Genomic DNA, 17,979 nt, shown 5'->3' with positions numbered 1-17,979 from the left:
GCATGTCAAAACACTATAAACTTGTATTTTATAGCCGTATCTTCTTGTTTCTAGCGGCTTTTACGGGAGTTTATCTTGAAATCGCCAAGCATGGTGGATTTGGGATGTTACTCTATTATACGGTTCTGTCCAACCTTTTAGTCGCGATTTTTACGCTCTATCTCCTAAAGGTTATGAGCCGTTTAGGTGAAAACTGGCAAAGACCAAGTCTCTTGCGCTTAAAAGGTGGGGTCACCATGAGTATCATGATTACCTGTGTGATTTACCATTTCCTTTTAGCGCCTATTGCGACTAATTTCTATACTCTAGAAAATTTCCTTTGCCACTATATCGTTCCCCTCTGGTTTTTAGCAGATACCCTCTTTTTTGACAAACAGGGTCAATACAAGATTTGGGACCCAATTGTGTGGACGATTTTACCCTTGCTGTATATGATTTTTGCTCTTTTTAATGGCTTGGTATTGAAACTTGATGTTCCTAATTCTAAGGTCAGTCCCTTCCCGTACTTCTTTTTGAATGTGAACAAGGGTTGGGATGTCGTGTTCAAGTGGTGTCTGATTATCTTTGTTGCTTATATGGTGGCAGGATTTATCTTCTACTTTATTAAGCAAATCAAGAGAAAATCATCCTAAGACACAAGGGATTCATTTTCGAGTTTAAGAAGGAGTCTGTACACTAAAGAGGCTTCTTCTTTTCTTGCTTGTTTGATGACTATCAAAAAAGTAGAAGATTAAGAGAAATATAGAAAGAGATTTCATGAAACAATTTTTAGAACGGGCCAGTATTTTGGCTCTCTCCCTCGTTTTGATTACGTCCTTTTCCATCTCGAGTGCCCTGCCAGCCATGTTTGACTATTATCAAGGTTATCCTAAGGAACAAATTGAGCTCTTGGCGAGCTTGCCTTCCTTTGGAATCATGATTATGTTATTACTAAATGGTTTCTTAGAAAAAATATTTCCTGAGCGCTTACAGATCAGTTTGGGATTGCTGATTTTATCACTAAGTGGAACTGCTCCCTTTTGGTACCAAGCTTATCCTTTTGTCTTTGGAACACGGATTCTTTTTGGTTTAGGTGTTGGGATGATCAATGCCAAGGCCATTTCTATTATCAGTGAACGCTATCAAGGAAAAACGAGAATTCAGATGTTAGGGCTACGCGGTTCTGCAGAGGTCGTTGGGGCTTCTCTCATTACCTTGGCAGTCGGCCAATTGTTGGCCTTTGGTTGGACAGCTACTTTCTTAGCTTATAGTGCTGGATTTTTAGTTCTGATCCTTTATCTGCTCTTTGTACCTTATGGAAAAGAAAAGAAAGAAGTCAAGAAAAAAACGAAGGAAGCAAGTCGCTTAACTCGGGAAATGAAGGGCTTGATTTTTATCTTAGCTATTGAAGCGGCGGTTGTAGTTTGTACCAATACAGCTATTACCATCCGTATTCCAAGTCTGATGGTGGAAAGAGGACTGGGAGATGCCCAGTTATCTAGTTTTGTTCTTAGTGTCATGCAGTTAATCGGGATTGTGGCTGGTGTGAGTTTTTCTTTCCTGATTTCAATATTTAAAGAGAAACTGCTCCTCTGGTCTGGTATTACCTTCGGCTTAGGGCAAATTGTGATTGCTTTATCTCCATCCTTGTGGGTAGTAGTGGCAGGGAGTATTCTGGCTGGTTTTGCCTACAGTGTAGCCTTGACGACGGTCTTTCAACTTGTCTCTGAAAGAATTCCAGCTAAACTCCTCAATCAAGCAACCTCATTTGCAGTTTTAGGCTGTAGTTTCGGAGCCTTTACGACTCCATTCGTTCTAGGTGCAATTGGCTTATTAACTCACAATGGGATGTTGGTCTTTGCTATCTTAGGATCTTGGTTAATTGTAACCTCTATCTTTGTCATGTACCTACTTCAAAAGAGAGCTTAGGATTGGTTTCCTAAGTTTTTCTTTTTTGGATTTTTGTACCCAGACACTATTTGATTTAGGGCCTTGTTTACAGACTAATTTCTTGATAAAATAGAAGTTATGACAAGATATAAAGCAACTATTTCCTATGATGGTTACGTCTTTGCTGGTTTTCAGCGCCAGCCTCATGCGCGTAGCGTTCAGGAAGAAATTGAAAAAACCTTGACCAGGTTAAATAAAGGGCAAGCCATTACTGTTCACGGTGCTGGTAGGACAGATAGTGGGGTTCATGCTCTGGGACAGGTTATTCATTTTGATCTACCTTATCAGATGGATGAGGAGAAGCTCCGTTTTGCTTTGGACACCCAGTCTCCTGAAGATATTGATGTGATTTCGATTGAGCTTGTGGCGGATGATTTTCATTGCCGTTATGCCAAGCATAGCAAGACCTATGAGTTTATCGTGGATAGAGGACGTCCCAAAAATCCTATGCGCCGTCACTATGCCACCCACTTTCCTTATCCGCTTGATGTGGAACGGATGCGGGAGGCTATCAAAAAATTAGAGGGAACCCATGATTTTACCGGTTTTACAGCCTCTGGGACTAGTGTAGAGGACAAGGTTCGTACTATTACAGAAGCTAGTCTTAGGGTTGATGAGACAGGCCAGTTTTTGACTTTTACCTTTTCAGGAAATGGTTTCTTGTATAAGCAGATTCGTAATATGGTGGGGACACTGCTCAAAATCGGCAATAACCGCATGCCAGTAGAGCAGATTGACCTCATCTTGGAGAAAAAGGACAGGCAGCTTGCAGGTCCCACTGCAGCACCAAATGGTTTATATTTAAAGGAGATTCGTTATGAAGAATAATCGTATTTTAGCACTTTCTGGAAATGATATTTTTAGTGGTGGTGGTTTGTCCGCGGATTTGGCTACCTATACCTTGAACGGCTTGCATGGCTTTGTAGCAGTGACCTGTTTGACAGCCTTGACGGAAAAGGGCTTTGAAGTCTTTCCAACTGACGATACCATTTTTCAACATGAATTAGATAGCTTGCGTGATGTGGAGTTTGGGGGAATTAAGATTGGTCTTCTCCCTACTGTCAGTGTGGCTGAGAAGGCATTGGACTTTATCAAGCAACGCCCAGGAGTGCCTGTGGTTCTGGATCCTGTCTTGGTCTGCAAGGAAGCGCACGACGTAGCAGTTAGTGAACTCTGCCAAGAGTTGATTCGCTTTTTCCCTCATGTCAGTGTGATTACGCCTAATCTTCCTGAAGCAGAATTATTGGCAGGTCAGGAAATTAAAACCTTGGAAGACATGAAAACAGCAGCTCAGAAATTGCATGACTTAGGCGCGCCAGCAGTCATTATCAAGGGAGGCAATCGCCTTAGTCAGGACAAGGCTATGGATGTCTTTTATGACGGACAAACCTTTACAGTCCTAGAAAATCCCGTCATTCAAGGGCAAAATGCTGGTGCAGGTTGTACCTTTGCCTCTAGCATTGCCAGTCACCTAGTCAAAGGTGATGAACTTTTACTAGCAGTAGAAAGCTCTAAGGCTTTCGTTTATCGTTCTATTGCACAAGCAGATCAGTATGGAGTAAGACAATATGAAGCAAACCAAAACAACTAAAATCGCCCTTGTATCCCTATTAACCGCCCTCTCTGTGGTTCTAGGTTATTTCTTAAAAATTCCAACACCGACAGGCATTCTAACTCTTTTAGATGCGGGTGTCTTCTTTACGGCCTTCTACTTTGGTAGTCGTGAAGGGGCTGTAGTAGGAGGACTAGCAGGTTTCTTGATTGACCTCTTATCAGGCTATCCTCAGTGGATGTTCTTTAGCTTGGTTAACCATGGCTTGCAGGGATTTTTCGCAGGATTTAAAGGAAAAACTCAGTGGTTAGGCCTTGTCTTAGCAACGATTGCCATGGTAGGGGGTTACGCCTTGGGTTCTACTTTGATGAATGGCTGGGCAGCAGCCCTACCAGAAATCCTACCAAACTTCATGCAAAATATGGTAGGGATGATTGTAGGATTTATACTTAGTCAAAGTATCAAGAAGATTAAGTAATGAGGCTGAGTCAAAAGTCTTTCAAATAAGAAAAACGCATAGTATCAGGTGTTGAAAAACCTTGATACTATGCGTTTTATTGTGGGAAGATTTTCGAAGAATTTTAATCAAAATAAAGCAAGTCTTTGCTGGTGTTTGTAAAGAGGTCAAAGCCATCTTTGGTAACAACACCACAGTCTTCGATACGGACACCGACTTTACCAGGGATATAGATACCTGGTTCAACAGAGAAGCACATGCCTTCTTCGATGACCATGTCGTTTCCTTCCATGATAGATGGGAATTCATGGACATCCATACCGATACCGTGACCGAGACGGTGGTTGAAGTACTCGCCGTAACCAGCTTTTTCGATGACCTCACGAGCAGCGCGATCCACTTCATGGGCAGTCACTCCTGGCTTGATAAAGTCAAGAGCAGCTTGTTGGGCTTCAAGAGTCAAGTTATAAATGTCTTTCTTGAATTGGTCAGGTTTGCCGACTGCGACTGTACGAGTCATATCTGACGCATAGCCGTTGACTAGAACACCAAGGTCAAAGAGGAGAAGAGCATCATTTTCAACCTTGTTAGCTGCTGGAATACCGTGTGGATTTGCAGCATTATCACCAGTCAAGACCATGGTATCAAAGCTCATTTCATAACCTTCACGCTTCATAGCAAAGTCAATTTGGGCGATGATATCTGTCTCTGTCTTATCAAGAGAAATATTATCAAAGCCAACCTTAACAGCCTTGTCCGCATAGAGACCTGCAACCATCATTTTTTGCACTTCGTCAGCAGATTTGATGAGGCGCATGCGTTGGATACGAGGTGTGAGGTTGTTAAACTCAGCAGTTTCAAAAACTGTTTTCAAGCCATGATATTTGGTCAAGATGAGATTGTCAAACTCAACAGCGACACGTTTGAAGTCAAGTTGTGGAAGAGCATGTTTCATTTTTTGCCATGGATTTTCAGAGTCCACATAGCCCACAACTGGGAAGGAAACAGTGCTGCTCGCACGCTCCACTTCAAGGGCTGGGACAAAAAGGAGGGGTTCCTGATCCGCTAGGACAAAAAGGAACATTTGGCGTTCATGGGGATCACTGTAAAAGCCAGTGAGGTAATTGATTGTGACGGGGTCAGATACGACAGCGACGTCTAGTTTTTCTGATTCAAGATATGTTACGATTTGTTGTAATTTAGACATATGCTACCTTCTTTCTACCCCTCTATTTTGGCAAAAAATGAGAGAAAATGCAAGGGAGAAGGGTAAAAGAACAGACAAAAAGAACTCCGACAAGATAACGGAGTTCTTTGATATCATTTTCCTTTGTTTAAGAAAAGTCAGCCTTGCTTTTGACATCACTGTATTCTTCAGCGATTTCTTGGCTGAGAATGTCCTCATAAGCAGGGAGTTGAATGTCCTGACCATATTTCTTCTTGAGGGCAGTAGTGACTAGGCGATAAGCTAGATTGGCATTACGAGAGAGGATAGGCCCGTGGAAGTAGGAACCAAAGACATTCTTATAATGAACACCTTCGCCGACTTTTTCTTCGTTATTTCCATTTCCATAGACAACCTGTCCCAGCGGTTTTTGATCATCTGAGAGGAAGGTACGGCCCTGATGATTTTCAAAACCATAGTAGGTTTCATCGAAATCTTCATTGTGAATCTTGATGTCCCCGATAAAACGGTTATTGGTCTGGTTGAGCGTGTAGTGGCCCATGACCCCTAGTCCTTCGATGCGTCTCCCTGAAGCTTCAACATAATATTGGCCCAATAGTTGGAAACCACCGCAGATAGCCAGAACCACACCGTCGTTTTGGATGTAGTTGTCAATGCTCTCTTTTTTAGCAGGTAGGTCGTCTGCAATGATACTCTGTTCAAAGTCTTGACCACCACCGAAAAAGGCAATGTCGTAGTGATTTTCATCAAAGTTATCATGGAGAGAAACGATGTCAACGGTCACATGGGCTCCCAGCTTTTCAGCCACATACTTGAGCATGAGGATGTTTCCATTGTCCCCGTAGGTATTCATGAGGTTTCCATAGAGGTGGGCAATGTTGAGCTGATAGGGGTAATTGCCAGCTTTTGAGGAAAGTGAAGTATAAACCATTAGTTCATCTCCTTTCTAACAATCTGACGACTAGCCAGCAGTTCGCGGAATTCCAGCATAGCAGTATAAGTTGCTAGGATATAGGCATGCTTACAGTCCTGATTCTCAATGGTTTTAAGAACTTGTTCCAGACTACTTGTTTCAGTAATTTTATCAGCTGGATAGCCAGTTACTCGTAGACGACGTGCGATTTCAGAATGGCGAACACCCCCAGCATTGATTTCAGGAATGTCCATCTCAGTGATTTGTTCAAAATCAGCATCCCAGATCCAGCTGGTATCAATTCCATCTGCATAGTTGGCATTTAGGAGAACAGATAGACTAAATGGATAAGGAGCTAGTTTAATCATCTCGATAGCTTGGGTTGCACCAACTGGATTTTTAATCAAGACAAGAGTACATTCCTTATCCCCAATATGGAAGGTTTCTTGGCGTCCAAAGACAGCACGGCTCTTGTCAAATCCCTGCTTGATGAGTTGTGAATCTGCGCCGAGGAAACGGGCGATGGCAACTGCAGCCAGGGCGTTGTAGATATTGTAGAGACCACCGATTTGGATGCCGTATTCTTGGCCGTCAATGACAAAGCGAGAGCGATTGTTGGTTAACTCAACTAGTTCTGTCAAGCGATAGTCGAGATCAGGACGTTTACATCCACAACCTTCACAGATATAGGCACCCAAGTTTGCATAAGTATTGTGCTCATATTTGAGGATGCCTTGGCAGTCAGGGCAGAGGATTCCTTCGGTATTATAGTGAGCCAGCTGAGCTGGACCTTTCTCCAAGTCAAAACCAAAATACTGTACAGGATTTGGAATAGCTGGCTTGTAGAAAAGTGGACTGTCTCCATTAAGAAGAACAGTGGCAGTAGGCACCTTACGAATGGCATCCAAAATCATCTTGTAAGTTGTGTAAATCTCACCATAGCGGTCCATCTGGTCACGGAAAATATTAGTAATAACAAATAAGCTTGGCTTGATGTAGTCACAGATACGAGATAGACTGGCTTCGTCGATTTCTAGGACGGCAATATTTTTCCCAGTTTTAGAAGATTTGGCTGTTAAGAAGGTTGTCGCAATTCCTGTAATCATGTTGGCACCGCTTGGGTTGGTCAGAACTTGACCATAAACCTCTTTTAAAATGCCGACAGTGAGAGCAGTTGTCAAGGTTTTTCCGTTGGTTCCAGTCACTACGACAATCTCGTAGTTCTTAGCTAGGTTTTGTAAAATATCTTTATCGAATTGAAGGGCAAGTTTTCCTGGAAGCGTACTTCCACGGCCAAGACGGCTTAAAATGAAGTGGGAAGAACGCCCAGCAAGAAGGCCCAAAGTAGTTTTTAATTTCATGTTTCTATTATATCATAAAAGAAGGAAAAGACAGATTTGATACTCAATGAAAATCAAAGAGCAAACTAGGAAGCTAGCCGCAGGCTGTACTTGAGTACGGCAAGGTGAAGCTGACGTGGTTTGAATTTGATTTTCGAAGAGTATGAGATTTCGCAGAAATGAAAACAGCCCTCAGAGGGCTGTTCGATACGATTAAATCTCAACTTAAATCGCAAACAAGTCATTCAAGTTCTCAGCCAAGGTTGGGTGAGTGAAAATTTGTTTTGTGAAGTAAGTGTAAGGAATCTTGTTGTCCATAGCAACAGTGATGATGTTGATGATTTCTTGAGAACCTTCTGAGAAGATGCTTGCTCCAAGAATTTCTTTTGTTTCAGTATTAACAACAGCTTTGAAAGCTCCGCGAAGGTCTCCGTTTACGTGACCACGAGGCATTGCTGCAACAGGGATTTCTTTCACTGCGTATGGAAGTTTCAAATCAGCTGCTTGGCTTTCAGTCAAACCAACTTGTGAAAGTGCAGGTGTGATGAACATAGTATTTGGTACATTGAGACGGTCTTCAAGTGTGTAGCTGCCATCTCCAGCAAGGTAGCTGTAAACAACACGGAAGTCATCAAGTGAAATGTAAGTAAATTGAAGGCCACCGTTGACATCTCCAACTGCAAAGACACCAGGAACGTTTGTTTGACAGTGTTTGTCTACTTTAATAGCACCACGTTCAGTTAGTTCAATATCTGTATTTTCAAGTTGAAGTGGTTCTACATTTGGTTTGCGTCCAGTTGCGTAAAGAAGGGCGTCGAAACGGTAAGTTTCGTTTTCAGTCACGACGAGCACTTGGTCACCGTCGTTTTTGATTTCAGTAGTACGGATGTTTTGAAGCAATTCAATACCGTCTTCTTCCATGTATTGTTTAGCAAGAGCTGCGATGGAAGGTTCTGCACGAGGTAGGAAAGTGTCCAAGGCATCTAGGACTGTGACCTTGCTTCCGAGTTTGTTGTAAAGACCAGCGAATTCAAGACCGATATTTCCACCACCAAGGACTCCAAGGTTTTCAGGTAATTTGTCCAAGTTTTGGATACCTGTTGAGTCAAAGACGTTTTTGCTTGTAGCAAGTCCAGGGATTGGCAAGACGTTTGAAACAGCACCAGTGTTGATGACGATTGTTTCAGCAGTCAGTTCTTTCTTTTCATCACCAGCTTGGATTTCGATGACTTTATTTGAAAGGAAGTGAGCTTCCGCATCAAAGATATCGACGCCTGTACCAGCAACAGTCGCATAGTTTTTACCGTTGAGGCGACTAGTGATAGTGTTTTTGGTAGCAATCACTTCTTCAAAAGACAAGTCTTTCTCAGCAGCAACCAGCAAAGTTTTAGTTGGGATACAACCGATATTGATACAAGTTCCACCGTACATAGCTTTGCTACGTTCAACGAGGGCAACTTTTTTACCAGCTGAAGCCAATTTACCTGCTAGTGTTTTACCAGCTTTACCAAATCCGATAACGATTAAATCATAAGTTAACATTTAGAGTTCCTCCTATTCGAATTTCATTCTAGCACAAGAAAAAAACTTTTGCACAATTCTGCTACGCTTTAAAAAAGTTTATGAAATAGTGGAAATTATAGCCTTACTTTCTCAGAAAAATCGTTTACATGATATTATCGATGGATTGGGCTATCTTTTGCTTCTCTCTTGTGTTATACTAGATAGGTTGCAAAGAAAACAGTACTTTTCTTTTGTGGAAAAGAAGCAACACGATTTTATATCCAGTATATGAAAATACGTCATAAAAAGAAAAGTATAAACTAAGCCCTATAGGGTGGCTTCGCACCACCTTTAGAAAGAAGAATATCGTGAAATTTAATGAATTAAACTTGTCTGCTGATTTGCTAGCAGAGATTGAAAAAGCTGGTTTTGTAGAAGCCAGTCCGATCCAAGAACAAACCATTCCCTTGGCCCTTGAAGGCAAGGACGTTATCGGTCAAGCTCAGACTGGTACAGGAAAAACTGCAGCCTTTGGCTTGCCTACCCTTGAAAAAATCCGTACAGAAGAAGCAACCATCCAAGCCTTGGTCATCGCTCCAACTCGTGAACTTGCTGTCCAAAGTCAAGAAGAACTTTTCCGCTTTGGTCGTAGTAAGGGAGTCAAAGTCCGCTCAGTATATGGCGGATCAAGCATTGAAAAACAAATTAAGGCTCTTAAATCTGGTGCCCATATCGTGGTGGGAACTCCAGGTCGCCTCTTGGACTTGATTAAACGCAAGGCCTTGAAATTACAAGATATTGAAACTCTTATCCTTGACGAAGCGGATGAAATGCTCAATATGGGCTTCCTAGAAGATATCGAGGCCATCATTTCTCGTGTCCCTGAAAACCGTCAAACTTTGCTTTTCTCAGCAACTATGCCAGATGCCATCAAACGTATCGGTGTTCAGTTTATGAAAGAACCTGAGCATGTCAAGATTGCTGCTAAGGAATTGACAACAGAATTGGTTGACCAATACTATATTCGTGTTAAAGAACAAGAAAAGTTTGATACCATGACTCGTCTCATGGATGTGGAACAGCCTGAGCTTGCTATCGTATTTGGTCGTACAAAACGTCGTGTAGATGAATTGACTCGTGGTTTGAAAATCCGTGGCTTCCGTGCAGAAGGAATTCATGGTGATTTGGACCAAAACAAACGTCTTCGTGTCCTTCGTGACTTCAAAAATGGTAATCTCGATGTTTTGGTTGCGACAGACGTTGCAGCGCGTGGGTTGGATATTTCAGGTGTGACCCATGTCTATAACTACGATATTCCACAAGATCCTGAAAGTTATGTTCACCGTATCGGTCGTACAGGTCGTGCTGGTAAGTCAGGTCAGTCTATTACCTTCGTTTCACCAAATGAAATGGGCTACCTTCAAATCATTGAAAACTTGACTAAGAAACGCATGAAAGGTCTCAAACCTGCAAGTGCAGAAGAAGCCTTCCAAGCTAAAAAACACGTAGCTCTCAAGAAAATCGAACGTGATTTTGCAGATGAGACTATCCGTGCCAACTTTGAGAAATTTGGTAAGGATGCTCGTAAGCTGGCTGCCGAATTTACTCCAGAAGAATTGGCAATGTATATCTTGAGTCTGACTGTTCAAGATCCAGATAGCCTTCCTGAGGTAGAGATTGCGCGTGAAAAACCACTACCGTTTAAACCATCAGGTAATGGCTTCGGTGGTAAAGGTAAGGGAGGTCGTCGTGGAGATGACCGTCGTGATAATCGCCGTGGAGACAACCGTCGTGGTGGTCGTCGTGATGATTTCAAAAAAGGAAGTCGTGGCAATGATCGTTTTGATAAAGACAGACGTTACCGTAATAAAGACAATAAAAAACCACGCAATACTTCAAGTGAAAAGCAAACAGGATTTGTTATTCGTAACAAGGGCGATAAATAAGAAAAAGCGGTTCAAAATGAATCGCTTTTTTATATAAGGAGACCGAATGGAAAAGAAAGATAAATAAATAGATATATTATCTTCTTGTAATATTATAATACACAAAAATAGGGAGCTTGTCAATAGAAAAGAAGCAATTTAATTAAAAATATTCTTGTTTTTTCAAATTGCAATTAAATAAGCAATTTTCAGATAATAATTGAAAATTCAAGCTGTTTATGTTATAATGATAGCGATTAAATTCGAGGTGAAAAATGGCACATTTATTAGAAAAAACTAGAAAAATTACTTCTATCCTGAAGCGCTCAGACGAGCAGTTGCAGGAAGAACTTCCCTACAATGCGATTACCCGTCAATTGGCTGATATTATTGACTGTAACGCCTGTATCGTTAATAGCAAGGGACGTCTCCTTGGCTATTTTATGCGTTACAAAACCAATACAGATCGTGTAGAACAATTCTTCCAAACTAAAATTTTCCCTGATGACTATATTCAAGGTGCGAACATGATCTACGATACAGAAGCCAATCTGACAGTTGATCATGATTTAAGTATTTTCCCTGTGGAAAGTCGTGCCGACTTTCCAGACGGTTTGACGACCATTGCACCGATTCATGTATCAGGGATTCGCCTTGGTTCTTTGATTATTTGGCGCAATGATAAAAAATTCGAAGACGAGGACTTGATTCTTGTTGAGATTGCGAGTACCGTTGTTGGGATTCAACTTCTTAATTTCCAACGTGAAGAAGATGAGAAAAATATTCGTCGCCGTACTGCTGTTACCATGGCGGTTAATACCCTTTCTTACTCCGAACTCCGTGCTGTTTCAGCAATTTTAGGGGAATTAAATGGAAATGAAGGGCAGTTGACTGCGTCAGTGATTGCAGATCGTATCGGAATCACTCGCTCTGTGATTGTCAATGCCCTTCGTAAACTTGAGTCTGCAGGGATTATTGAAAGTCGCTCACTTGGAATGAAGGGAACCTATCTTAAGGTCTTGATTACAGATATTTTTGAAGAAGTGAAGAAAAGAGATTACTAATGACTAAGGCTTTAATTTCGATTGATTATACAGAAGATTTTGTGGCTGATAGTGGAAAATTGACAGCAGGCGCTCCAGCTCAGGCAATTTCAGATGCCATCAGCAAGGTAACTCGATTGGCTTTTGAACGTGGAGACTATATCTTCTTTACCATCGATGCTCACGAAGAAAACGATTGTTTCCATCCAGAAAGCAAGCTGTTTCCTCCTCACAATTTGATTGGGACTAGTGGACGGAATTTATACGGAGATTTGCGGGCCTTTTATCAAGAGCATGGTTCAGACAGTCGTGTCTTTTGGATGGATAAACGTCATTACTCAGCATTTTCAGGGACTGACCTGGATATCCGCTTGAGAGAGCGTCGAATTTCAACAGTTATCTTAACAGGAGTCTTGACGGATATCTGTGTCCTGCATACAGCTATAGATGCCTATAATCTAGGGTATGACATCGAGATTGTTAAACCAGCCGTTGCTTCCATCTGGCCTGAAAATCATCAATTTGCCCTAGGTCATTTCAAAAACACACTTGGAGCTAAGTTAGTAGATGAAAATCTAAATGAACTTTCTGAGTAATTTGGTTGATGAAATGAAAAAAATTGAAAAAAAGTGTTGACAAGCATCCCAAAAGTTGATATACTAGTAAAGTAATCGACGCGGGGATGGCGGAATTGGCAGACGCGCAGGACTAAGGATCCTGTGACCGCTTTAGGTCGTGAGGGTTCAAGTCCCTCTCTCCGCATAGGATAAGAGTTAGCTGAGGCTAGCTCTTTTTTTATCTAATTTACGTAGAGCAAAAAATTTTTGCTCTTTTTTTGGATTTCATAAACATTTCATATTTGGATTTTATAATAGTCTTACAAATATGGAGGTGACAAATGAATCCGATCCAAAGAGCTTGGGCTTATGTCAGTAGAAAACGACTGAGAAGTTTTATTTTATTTCTGATTTTATTGGTCCTATTGGCTGGAATTTCAGCCTGTTTGACTCTGATGAAGTCCAACAAAACAGTGGAAACCAATCTTTACAAATCGCTCAACACATCTTTTTCTATTAAGAAGATAGAAAATGGACAGACTTTTAAGTTGTCGGACTTATCATCCGTGAGCAAGATTAAGGGGCTGGAAAATGTCTCTCCTGAACTTGAGACGGTCGCAAAACTGAAAGACAAGGAAGTAGTGACTGGTGAGCAGAGCGTAGAACGTGATGACTTGTCAGCTGCGGACAAGAACTTGGTTAGCTTAACGGCTCTTGAGGATTCATCCAAAGATGTGACCTTTACTAGCTCGGCTTTCAACCTAAAAGAAGGTCGACACCTCCAAAAAGGAGATTCCAAGAAAATCCTTATCCACGAAGAGTTGGCCAAGAAGAACGGTCTTTCTCTTCATGACAAGATTGGCTTGGATGCTGGTCAGTCCGAATCTGGTAAAGGGCAAATAGTAGAGTTTGAGATTGTCGGCATTTTTGCTGGTAAGAAACAAGAGAAATTTACAGGTTTGTCTTCTGACTTCAGTGAAAATCAGGTCTTTACAGACTATGAAAGTAGCCAGACCCTTCTGGGAAATAGTGAAGCTCAAGTCAGTGCAGCGCGCTTCTATGTAGAAAATCCTAAGGAAATGGACGGACTCATGAAGCAGGTGGAAAACTTGGCCTTGGAAAATCAAGGCTACCAAGTTGAGAAGGAAAACAAGGCCTTTGAACAAATCAAAGACTCAGTTGCAACCTTCCAAACCTTCCTAACCATCTTCCTTTATGGGATGTTGATAGCAGGAGCAGGGGCCTTAATTCTTGTTTTGTCTCTCTGGTTGAGAGAAAGGGTCTACGAAGTGGGAATTTTACTTGCACTTGGGAAAGGCAAGAGCTCGATCTTCCTACAATTCTGTTTAGAGGTAGTTTTGGTGTCGCTTGGAGCTTTGCTTCCAGCATTTGTTGCAGGAAATGCCATCACATCCTATCTACTCCAAACTCTACTAGCAAGTGGAGATCAGGCAGCCCTACAAGACACGCTAGCCAAAGCAAACAGTTTATCAACTAGTATCTTATCTTTTGCAGAATCCTATGTTTTTCTAGTTCTGCTTAGTTGCTTGTCTGTAGCCCTTTGTTTCCTATTTTTATTTAGAAAATCGCCTAAGGAAATTTTATCATCTATTAGTTAATACTCTTCGAAAATCTCTTTAAACCGTGTCAGCTTTATCTGCAACCTCAAAGCTGTGCTTTGAGCAACCTGCGGCTAGCTTCCTAGTTTAATCTTTGATTTTCATTGAGTATAAGAAGGAGAAATCATGACTTTATTACAATTACAAGATGTTACCTATCGTTATAAGAACACTGCTGAAGCAGTCCTATATCAGATCAATTATAATTTTGAACCCGGGAAATTTTACAGTATTATTGGTGAGTCAGGAGCAGGAAAATCCACACTCTTGTCCCTACTTGCTGGTCTAGATAGTCCTGTTGAAGGTTCTATCCTTTTTCAAGGAGAGGATATTCGTAAGAAGGGCTATTCTTACCATCGCATGCACCATATTTCCCTGGTCTTTCAAAATTATAACTTGATAGATTATCTTTCTCCACTGGAAAATATCCGCTTGGTCAACAAAAAGGCAAGCAAGGATACACTGCTTGAGCTTGGTTTGGATGAAAGTCAGATCAAGCGGAATGTTCTCCAGTTATCAGGTGGTCAACAGCAACGTGTGGCCATTGCGCGCAGTTTGGTATCAGAAGCTCCAGTTATTCTCGCGGATGAGCCAACGGGAAATCTGGACCCTAAAACTGCTGGAGATATTGTCGAACTGCTCAAATCACTTGCCCAGAAAACAGGTAAATGTGTCATCGTCGTCACCCACAGTAAAGAAGTGGCACAGGCGTCAGATATTACACTTGAATTGAAGGATAAGAAACTGACTGAAACTCGCAATACGACGAAATAATATGAGCTTTTCTGTTAGAATTATAAGAAAGAACAAAATCTAGAAAGGGAACCTATGTTACACAACGCATTTGCCTATGTTACAAGGAAGTTTTTCAAATCGATTGTCATCTTCCTGATTATTCTCCTCATGGCGAGCTTGAGTTTGGTCGGCTTGTCAATCAAGGGAGCTACTGCCAAGGCTTCTCAGGAGACCTTTAAAAATATCACCAATAGCTTCTCCATGCAAATCAATCGTCGCGTTAATCAAGGAACGCCTCGTGGTGCTGGGAATATTAAGGGTGAAGATATCAAAAAAATCACTGAAAACAAGGCCATCGAGTCTTATGTGAAACGTATCAACGCTATCGGAGATTTGACTGGATATGAACTTATCGAAACGCCAGATACCAAGAAAAATCTAACACCTGACCGTGCTAAACATTTTGGAAGTAGCTTGATGATTACAGGTGTCAATGACTCCTCTAAAGAAGACAAGTTTGTCTCGGGCTCTTATAAATTGGTTGAAGGAGAGCACTTAACAAACGACGACAAGGACAAGATCCTCCTGCACAAGGACTTGGCAGCCAAACACGGCTGGAAAGTCGGGGATAAGGTCAAACTAGACTCCAATATCTACGATGCAGACAATGAAAAAGGAGCCAAGGAAACAGTCGAAGTGACAATCAAGGGACTCTTTGATGGTCACAATAAGTCGGCAGTAACCTACTCACAAGAACTATACGAGAACACAGCTATCACAGACATCCATACAGCTGCTAAACTATATGGTTATACAGAAGACACAGCTATTTATGGGGACGCAACCTTCTTTGTAACAGCGGACAAGAACTTGGATGATGTTATGAAAGAGTTGAATGGCATCAGTGGTATCAACTGGAAGAGCTATACTTTAGTTAAGAGCTCCTCTAACTACCCAGCTCTTGAGCAATCCATTTCTGGTATGTACAAGATGGCCAATCTCCTCTTCTGGGGTAGCTTGAGTTTCTCAGTTCTTCTCCTTGCCCTCTTACTCAGCCTTTGGATCAATGCCCGTCGCAAGGAAGTGGGTATTCTCCTCTCTATTGGTCTCAAGCAGGCAAGTATCTTGGGTCAATTCATCACTGAATCCATCGTGATTGCCATCCCTGCTCTTGTTTCTGCTTACTTCTTAGCTACTTACACAGCGCGTGCAATCGGAAATACTGTTCTTGCCAATGTCACTTCAGGTGTTGCCAAGCAAGCCAGCAAGGCTGCTCAAGCCTCCAACCTTGGTGGTGGTGCAGAAGTAGATGGCTTTAGCAAGACCTTGTCGAGCCTAGATATTTCCATTCAGACATCAGACTTTATCATCGTCTTTGTCCTTGCCTTGGTTCTAGTGGTTCTCGTTATGGCGCTTGCTTCAAGCAATCTCCTTAGAAAACAACCAAAAGAACTCTTGCTGGATAGCGAATAAATTTGAAAAAATTAGTCTAAAATAGAGACTACATCTTATTTTTCTATTCAAGAATGGTGGATAGAGAATGGCTATTTAACAATTCAAAATAGAGCCGAAAGCAGTGGTGAAAATCATTGCTTTCAGTTGCTTTCTTTGTACTTTAGTACTTGAATATGATATACTAAAGCTATTGAATTTATTAGAAAGGGATTTCACAACTTATATATGGGATTGTGCATAAAAATATATAGAAACCTTATCTTGAAAATAGATAGATAAATCTGTAGAAGCCTATCCATATTGTAAACATAGACTAGTAGACCTAGGAAGGGTCTACTTTGGAAAATATAGATTAGTGAGGAAAAATAAACATTATGAGACAAACAAATGTTAGAGGAACATTATCTCTCCGTGGCTTTAGAAAATTAAGAACTGGTGCAATTGTTGCGACAGGTGTGATTTTATTGGGGCTGGGCTTTTTAGCTCCAACTGTGTCAGCCAGTGAACAAGATGGTGTCTGGGTAGCCAGAACAGTTGCAGAAGTAAAGGCTGATATTCAAAAAGAAGGTGATTTATTTAAGTATGTTATTAAGTGGGGGGACACATTAAGTGTTATCAGCGAAGCAAGTAATATCCCTGTAGATGTACTCCAAGAAATGAATCAAACTTCAGGCAAGAATTTATTCTTACCGCACAATGAATTGTACTTTACTGAAGCTGAAACGATTTCAGATACAGTCACAAAACACAAGATTGTCATCAAGGAAAGTGGTGCAAGTGGCGAAGTTCGCACTTACGAAGTCTTGCTCAAGAAAGATCAAGAGACAAAAGCTGTTACTTTTGAATTAACAGATGTCACTGAGAAAGTTGAAAAAATGGCTGTGAACTATAGCCCAGTCTATCAGCCTGTATCAGCTCCAGTAGTGGAAAGAGCGGAAGAATCGGGTGAAGAACTTGCCTCAGAAGCACCAGCAGAGACAAGCCCAGAAGTTAAGGAAGAAACAGAAGCTCCAGTAGCGTCAAAAGCAGAAACAAGGTCAGAAACTTTAAATGCTCCATCTGCATATACTACAAATGGGTCAGGAAACTCAACTGAATCAAGTCCAGCAGCAGACAAGGCCCCTTCAAATATAGGAACTACAAATCAACCTGTAGCTTCAAATCCAAGTTCTGAAGCGCCAGCGCCAAAAGCAGAGGTACCAGTGACTCCGGCACCGAAAGTAGAAGCGCCATCGACTCCAATGCCAAAAGCAGAAGAACCATCGACTTCAGCACCAAAAGCAGAGTTACCATCGACTCCAGCACCGAAAACAGAAGAGCCAGCAACTCCAGCACCAAAAGCAGAGGCACCAGCAACTCCAGCACCGAAAGCAGAGGCACCATCGACTCCAGCACCGAAAGTAGACGAGCCAACTGCAACAGCGCCAAAATTAGAAGAACCAGCGACTCCAGCACCAAAAGTGGATGAGCCAGCGACTCCAGCACCAAAAGTGGATGAGCCAGCGACACCCGCACCAAAAGTGGAGGAATCAGTAGCGCCAGCACCGAAAGCAGAAGAACCAGCGGTGCCAGCACCAAAGGTGGATGAGCCAGTATCTCCAGCACCGAAAGTAGACGAGCCAACTGCAACAGCGCCAAAAGCAGAAGAACCAGCGACACCAGCACCAAAAGCAGAGGAACCAACGACACCAGCACCGAAAGCAGAAGAACCAGCGGTGCCAGCACCAAAGGTGGATGAGCCAGTATCTCCAGCACCGAAAGTAGA

General features: G+C 41.9%; 16 protein-coding genes and 1 tRNA gene. 13 read left to right on the top strand and 4 right to left on the bottom strand.

Annotated elements, in window-relative coordinates:
• Positions 1–2: 2 nt before the first annotated feature.
• The 5 genes from OCF95_RS05910 to OCF95_RS05890 all read left to right on the top strand — a co-directional run bounded on the left by OCF95_RS05910 (position 3) and on the right by OCF95_RS05890 (position 3,959).
• Positions 3–632 carry a Pr6Pr family membrane protein gene (locus tag OCF95_RS05910; RefSeq protein ID WP_000033942.1) on the top strand — a complete coding sequence of 210 codons (630 nt, stop codon included), beginning with the start codon at positions 3–5 and terminating at the stop codon, positions 630–632.
• 124 nt (positions 633–756) lie between these two features.
• On the top strand, positions 757–1,908 hold the full coding sequence (locus OCF95_RS05905; protein WP_023946242.1) for an MFS transporter: 1,152 nt from the start codon (positions 757–759) through the stop codon (positions 1,906–1,908).
• 99 nt (positions 1,909–2,007) lie between these two features.
• Positions 2,008–2,757 carry a tRNA pseudouridine(38-40) synthase TruA gene (gene truA / locus OCF95_RS05900; protein WP_049499584.1) on the top strand — a complete coding sequence of 250 codons (750 nt, stop codon included), beginning with the start codon at positions 2,008–2,010 and terminating at the stop codon, positions 2,755–2,757.
• Entirely contained in the window at positions 2,747–3,520 is a 774-nt protein-coding gene (locus OCF95_RS05895) for a bifunctional hydroxymethylpyrimidine kinase/phosphomethylpyrimidine kinase (protein WP_141230736.1), read from the top strand. Before truA ends, OCF95_RS05895 begins: the two co-directional genes overlap by 11 nt.
• Entirely contained in the window at positions 3,498–3,959 is a 462-nt protein-coding gene (locus tag OCF95_RS05890) for an ECF transporter S component (protein WP_084888661.1), read from the top strand. The genes OCF95_RS05895 and OCF95_RS05890 overlap by 23 nt, the downstream gene beginning before the upstream one ends.
• 103 nt (positions 3,960–4,062) lie before the next feature.
• Here the strand turns inward: OCF95_RS05890 and OCF95_RS05885 are convergent, their stop codons facing one another.
• The 4 genes from OCF95_RS05885 to OCF95_RS05870 form a co-directional block, all read right to left on the bottom strand.
• The gene (locus OCF95_RS05885; RefSeq protein ID WP_000040929.1) at positions 4,063–5,145 is read right to left on the bottom strand and encodes a M24 family metallopeptidase; all 1,083 of its coding nucleotides are present in this window, start codon (positions 5,143–5,145) and stop codon (positions 4,063–4,065) included.
• A gap of 127 nt (positions 5,146–5,272) precedes the next feature.
• On the bottom strand, positions 5,273–6,055 hold the full coding sequence (gatD, locus tag OCF95_RS05880) for a lipid II isoglutaminyl synthase subunit GatD (RefSeq protein WP_049499586.1): 783 nt from the start codon (positions 6,053–6,055) through the stop codon (positions 5,273–5,275).
• The gene (gene murT / locus OCF95_RS05875; RefSeq protein ID WP_261105061.1) at positions 6,055–7,398 is read right to left on the bottom strand and encodes a lipid II isoglutaminyl synthase subunit MurT; all 1,344 of its coding nucleotides are present in this window, start codon (positions 7,396–7,398) and stop codon (positions 6,055–6,057) included. The genes gatD and murT overlap by 1 nt, the downstream gene beginning before the upstream one ends.
• A 204-nt stretch (positions 7,399–7,602) precedes the next feature.
• Complete coding sequence (locus OCF95_RS05870; RefSeq protein ID WP_004255717.1) at positions 7,603–8,919, bottom strand: FAD-containing oxidoreductase; 1,317 nt, start codon at positions 8,917–8,919, stop codon at positions 7,603–7,605.
• A gap of 329 nt (positions 8,920–9,248) precedes the next feature.
• Here OCF95_RS05870 and cshA point away from each other — a divergent pair, with 329 nt between their 5' ends.
• The 8 genes from cshA to OCF95_RS05830 all read left to right on the top strand — a co-directional run.
• Positions 9,249–10,826: a degradosome RNA helicase CshA gene (gene cshA / locus OCF95_RS05865; protein WP_004255719.1), complete on the top strand. Its 1,578-nt coding sequence runs from the start codon at positions 9,249–9,251 to the stop codon at positions 10,824–10,826.
• 254 nt (positions 10,827–11,080) lie between these two features.
• Positions 11,081–11,869, top strand: coding sequence for a GTP-sensing pleiotropic transcriptional regulator CodY (codY, locus tag OCF95_RS05860; protein WP_153224313.1), 789 nt, complete (start codon positions 11,081–11,083; stop codon positions 11,867–11,869).
• On the top strand, positions 11,869–12,444 hold the full coding sequence (locus tag OCF95_RS05855; protein WP_078238250.1) for a cysteine hydrolase family protein: 576 nt from the start codon (positions 11,869–11,871) through the stop codon (positions 12,442–12,444). The genes codY and OCF95_RS05855 overlap by 1 nt, the downstream gene beginning before the upstream one ends.
• A gap of 80 nt (positions 12,445–12,524) precedes the next feature.
• Positions 12,525–12,610: transfer RNA gene (locus tag OCF95_RS05850), tRNA-Leu, on the top strand.
• A gap of 136 nt (positions 12,611–12,746) precedes the next feature.
• On the top strand, positions 12,747–14,024 hold the full coding sequence (locus tag OCF95_RS05845) for an ABC transporter permease (protein WP_254753930.1): 1,278 nt from the start codon (positions 12,747–12,749) through the stop codon (positions 14,022–14,024).
• 126 nt (positions 14,025–14,150) lie between these two features.
• Complete coding sequence (gene vex2 / locus OCF95_RS05840) at positions 14,151–14,798, top strand: ABC transporter ATP-binding subunit Vex2 (RefSeq protein WP_000173751.1); 648 nt, start codon at positions 14,151–14,153, stop codon at positions 14,796–14,798.
• A gap of 54 nt (positions 14,799–14,852) precedes the next feature.
• Positions 14,853–16,232 carry an ABC transporter permease subunit Vex3 gene (vex3, locus tag OCF95_RS05835; protein WP_024057460.1) on the top strand — a complete coding sequence of 460 codons (1,380 nt, stop codon included), beginning with the start codon at positions 14,853–14,855 and terminating at the stop codon, positions 16,230–16,232.
• A 356-nt stretch (positions 16,233–16,588) separates the two neighbouring features.
• The coding region (locus OCF95_RS05830; RefSeq protein ID WP_369011002.1) for a LysM peptidoglycan-binding domain-containing protein at positions 16,589–17,979 on the top strand (1,391 nt) is incomplete at its 3' end.

The organism is Streptococcus mitis (genome assembly GCF_946188615.1).
GTDB lineage: Bacteria > Bacillota > Bacilli > Lactobacillales > Streptococcaceae > Streptococcus > Streptococcus mitis_BZ.
This window is presented reverse-complemented; position numbering and strand designations above follow the sequence as displayed.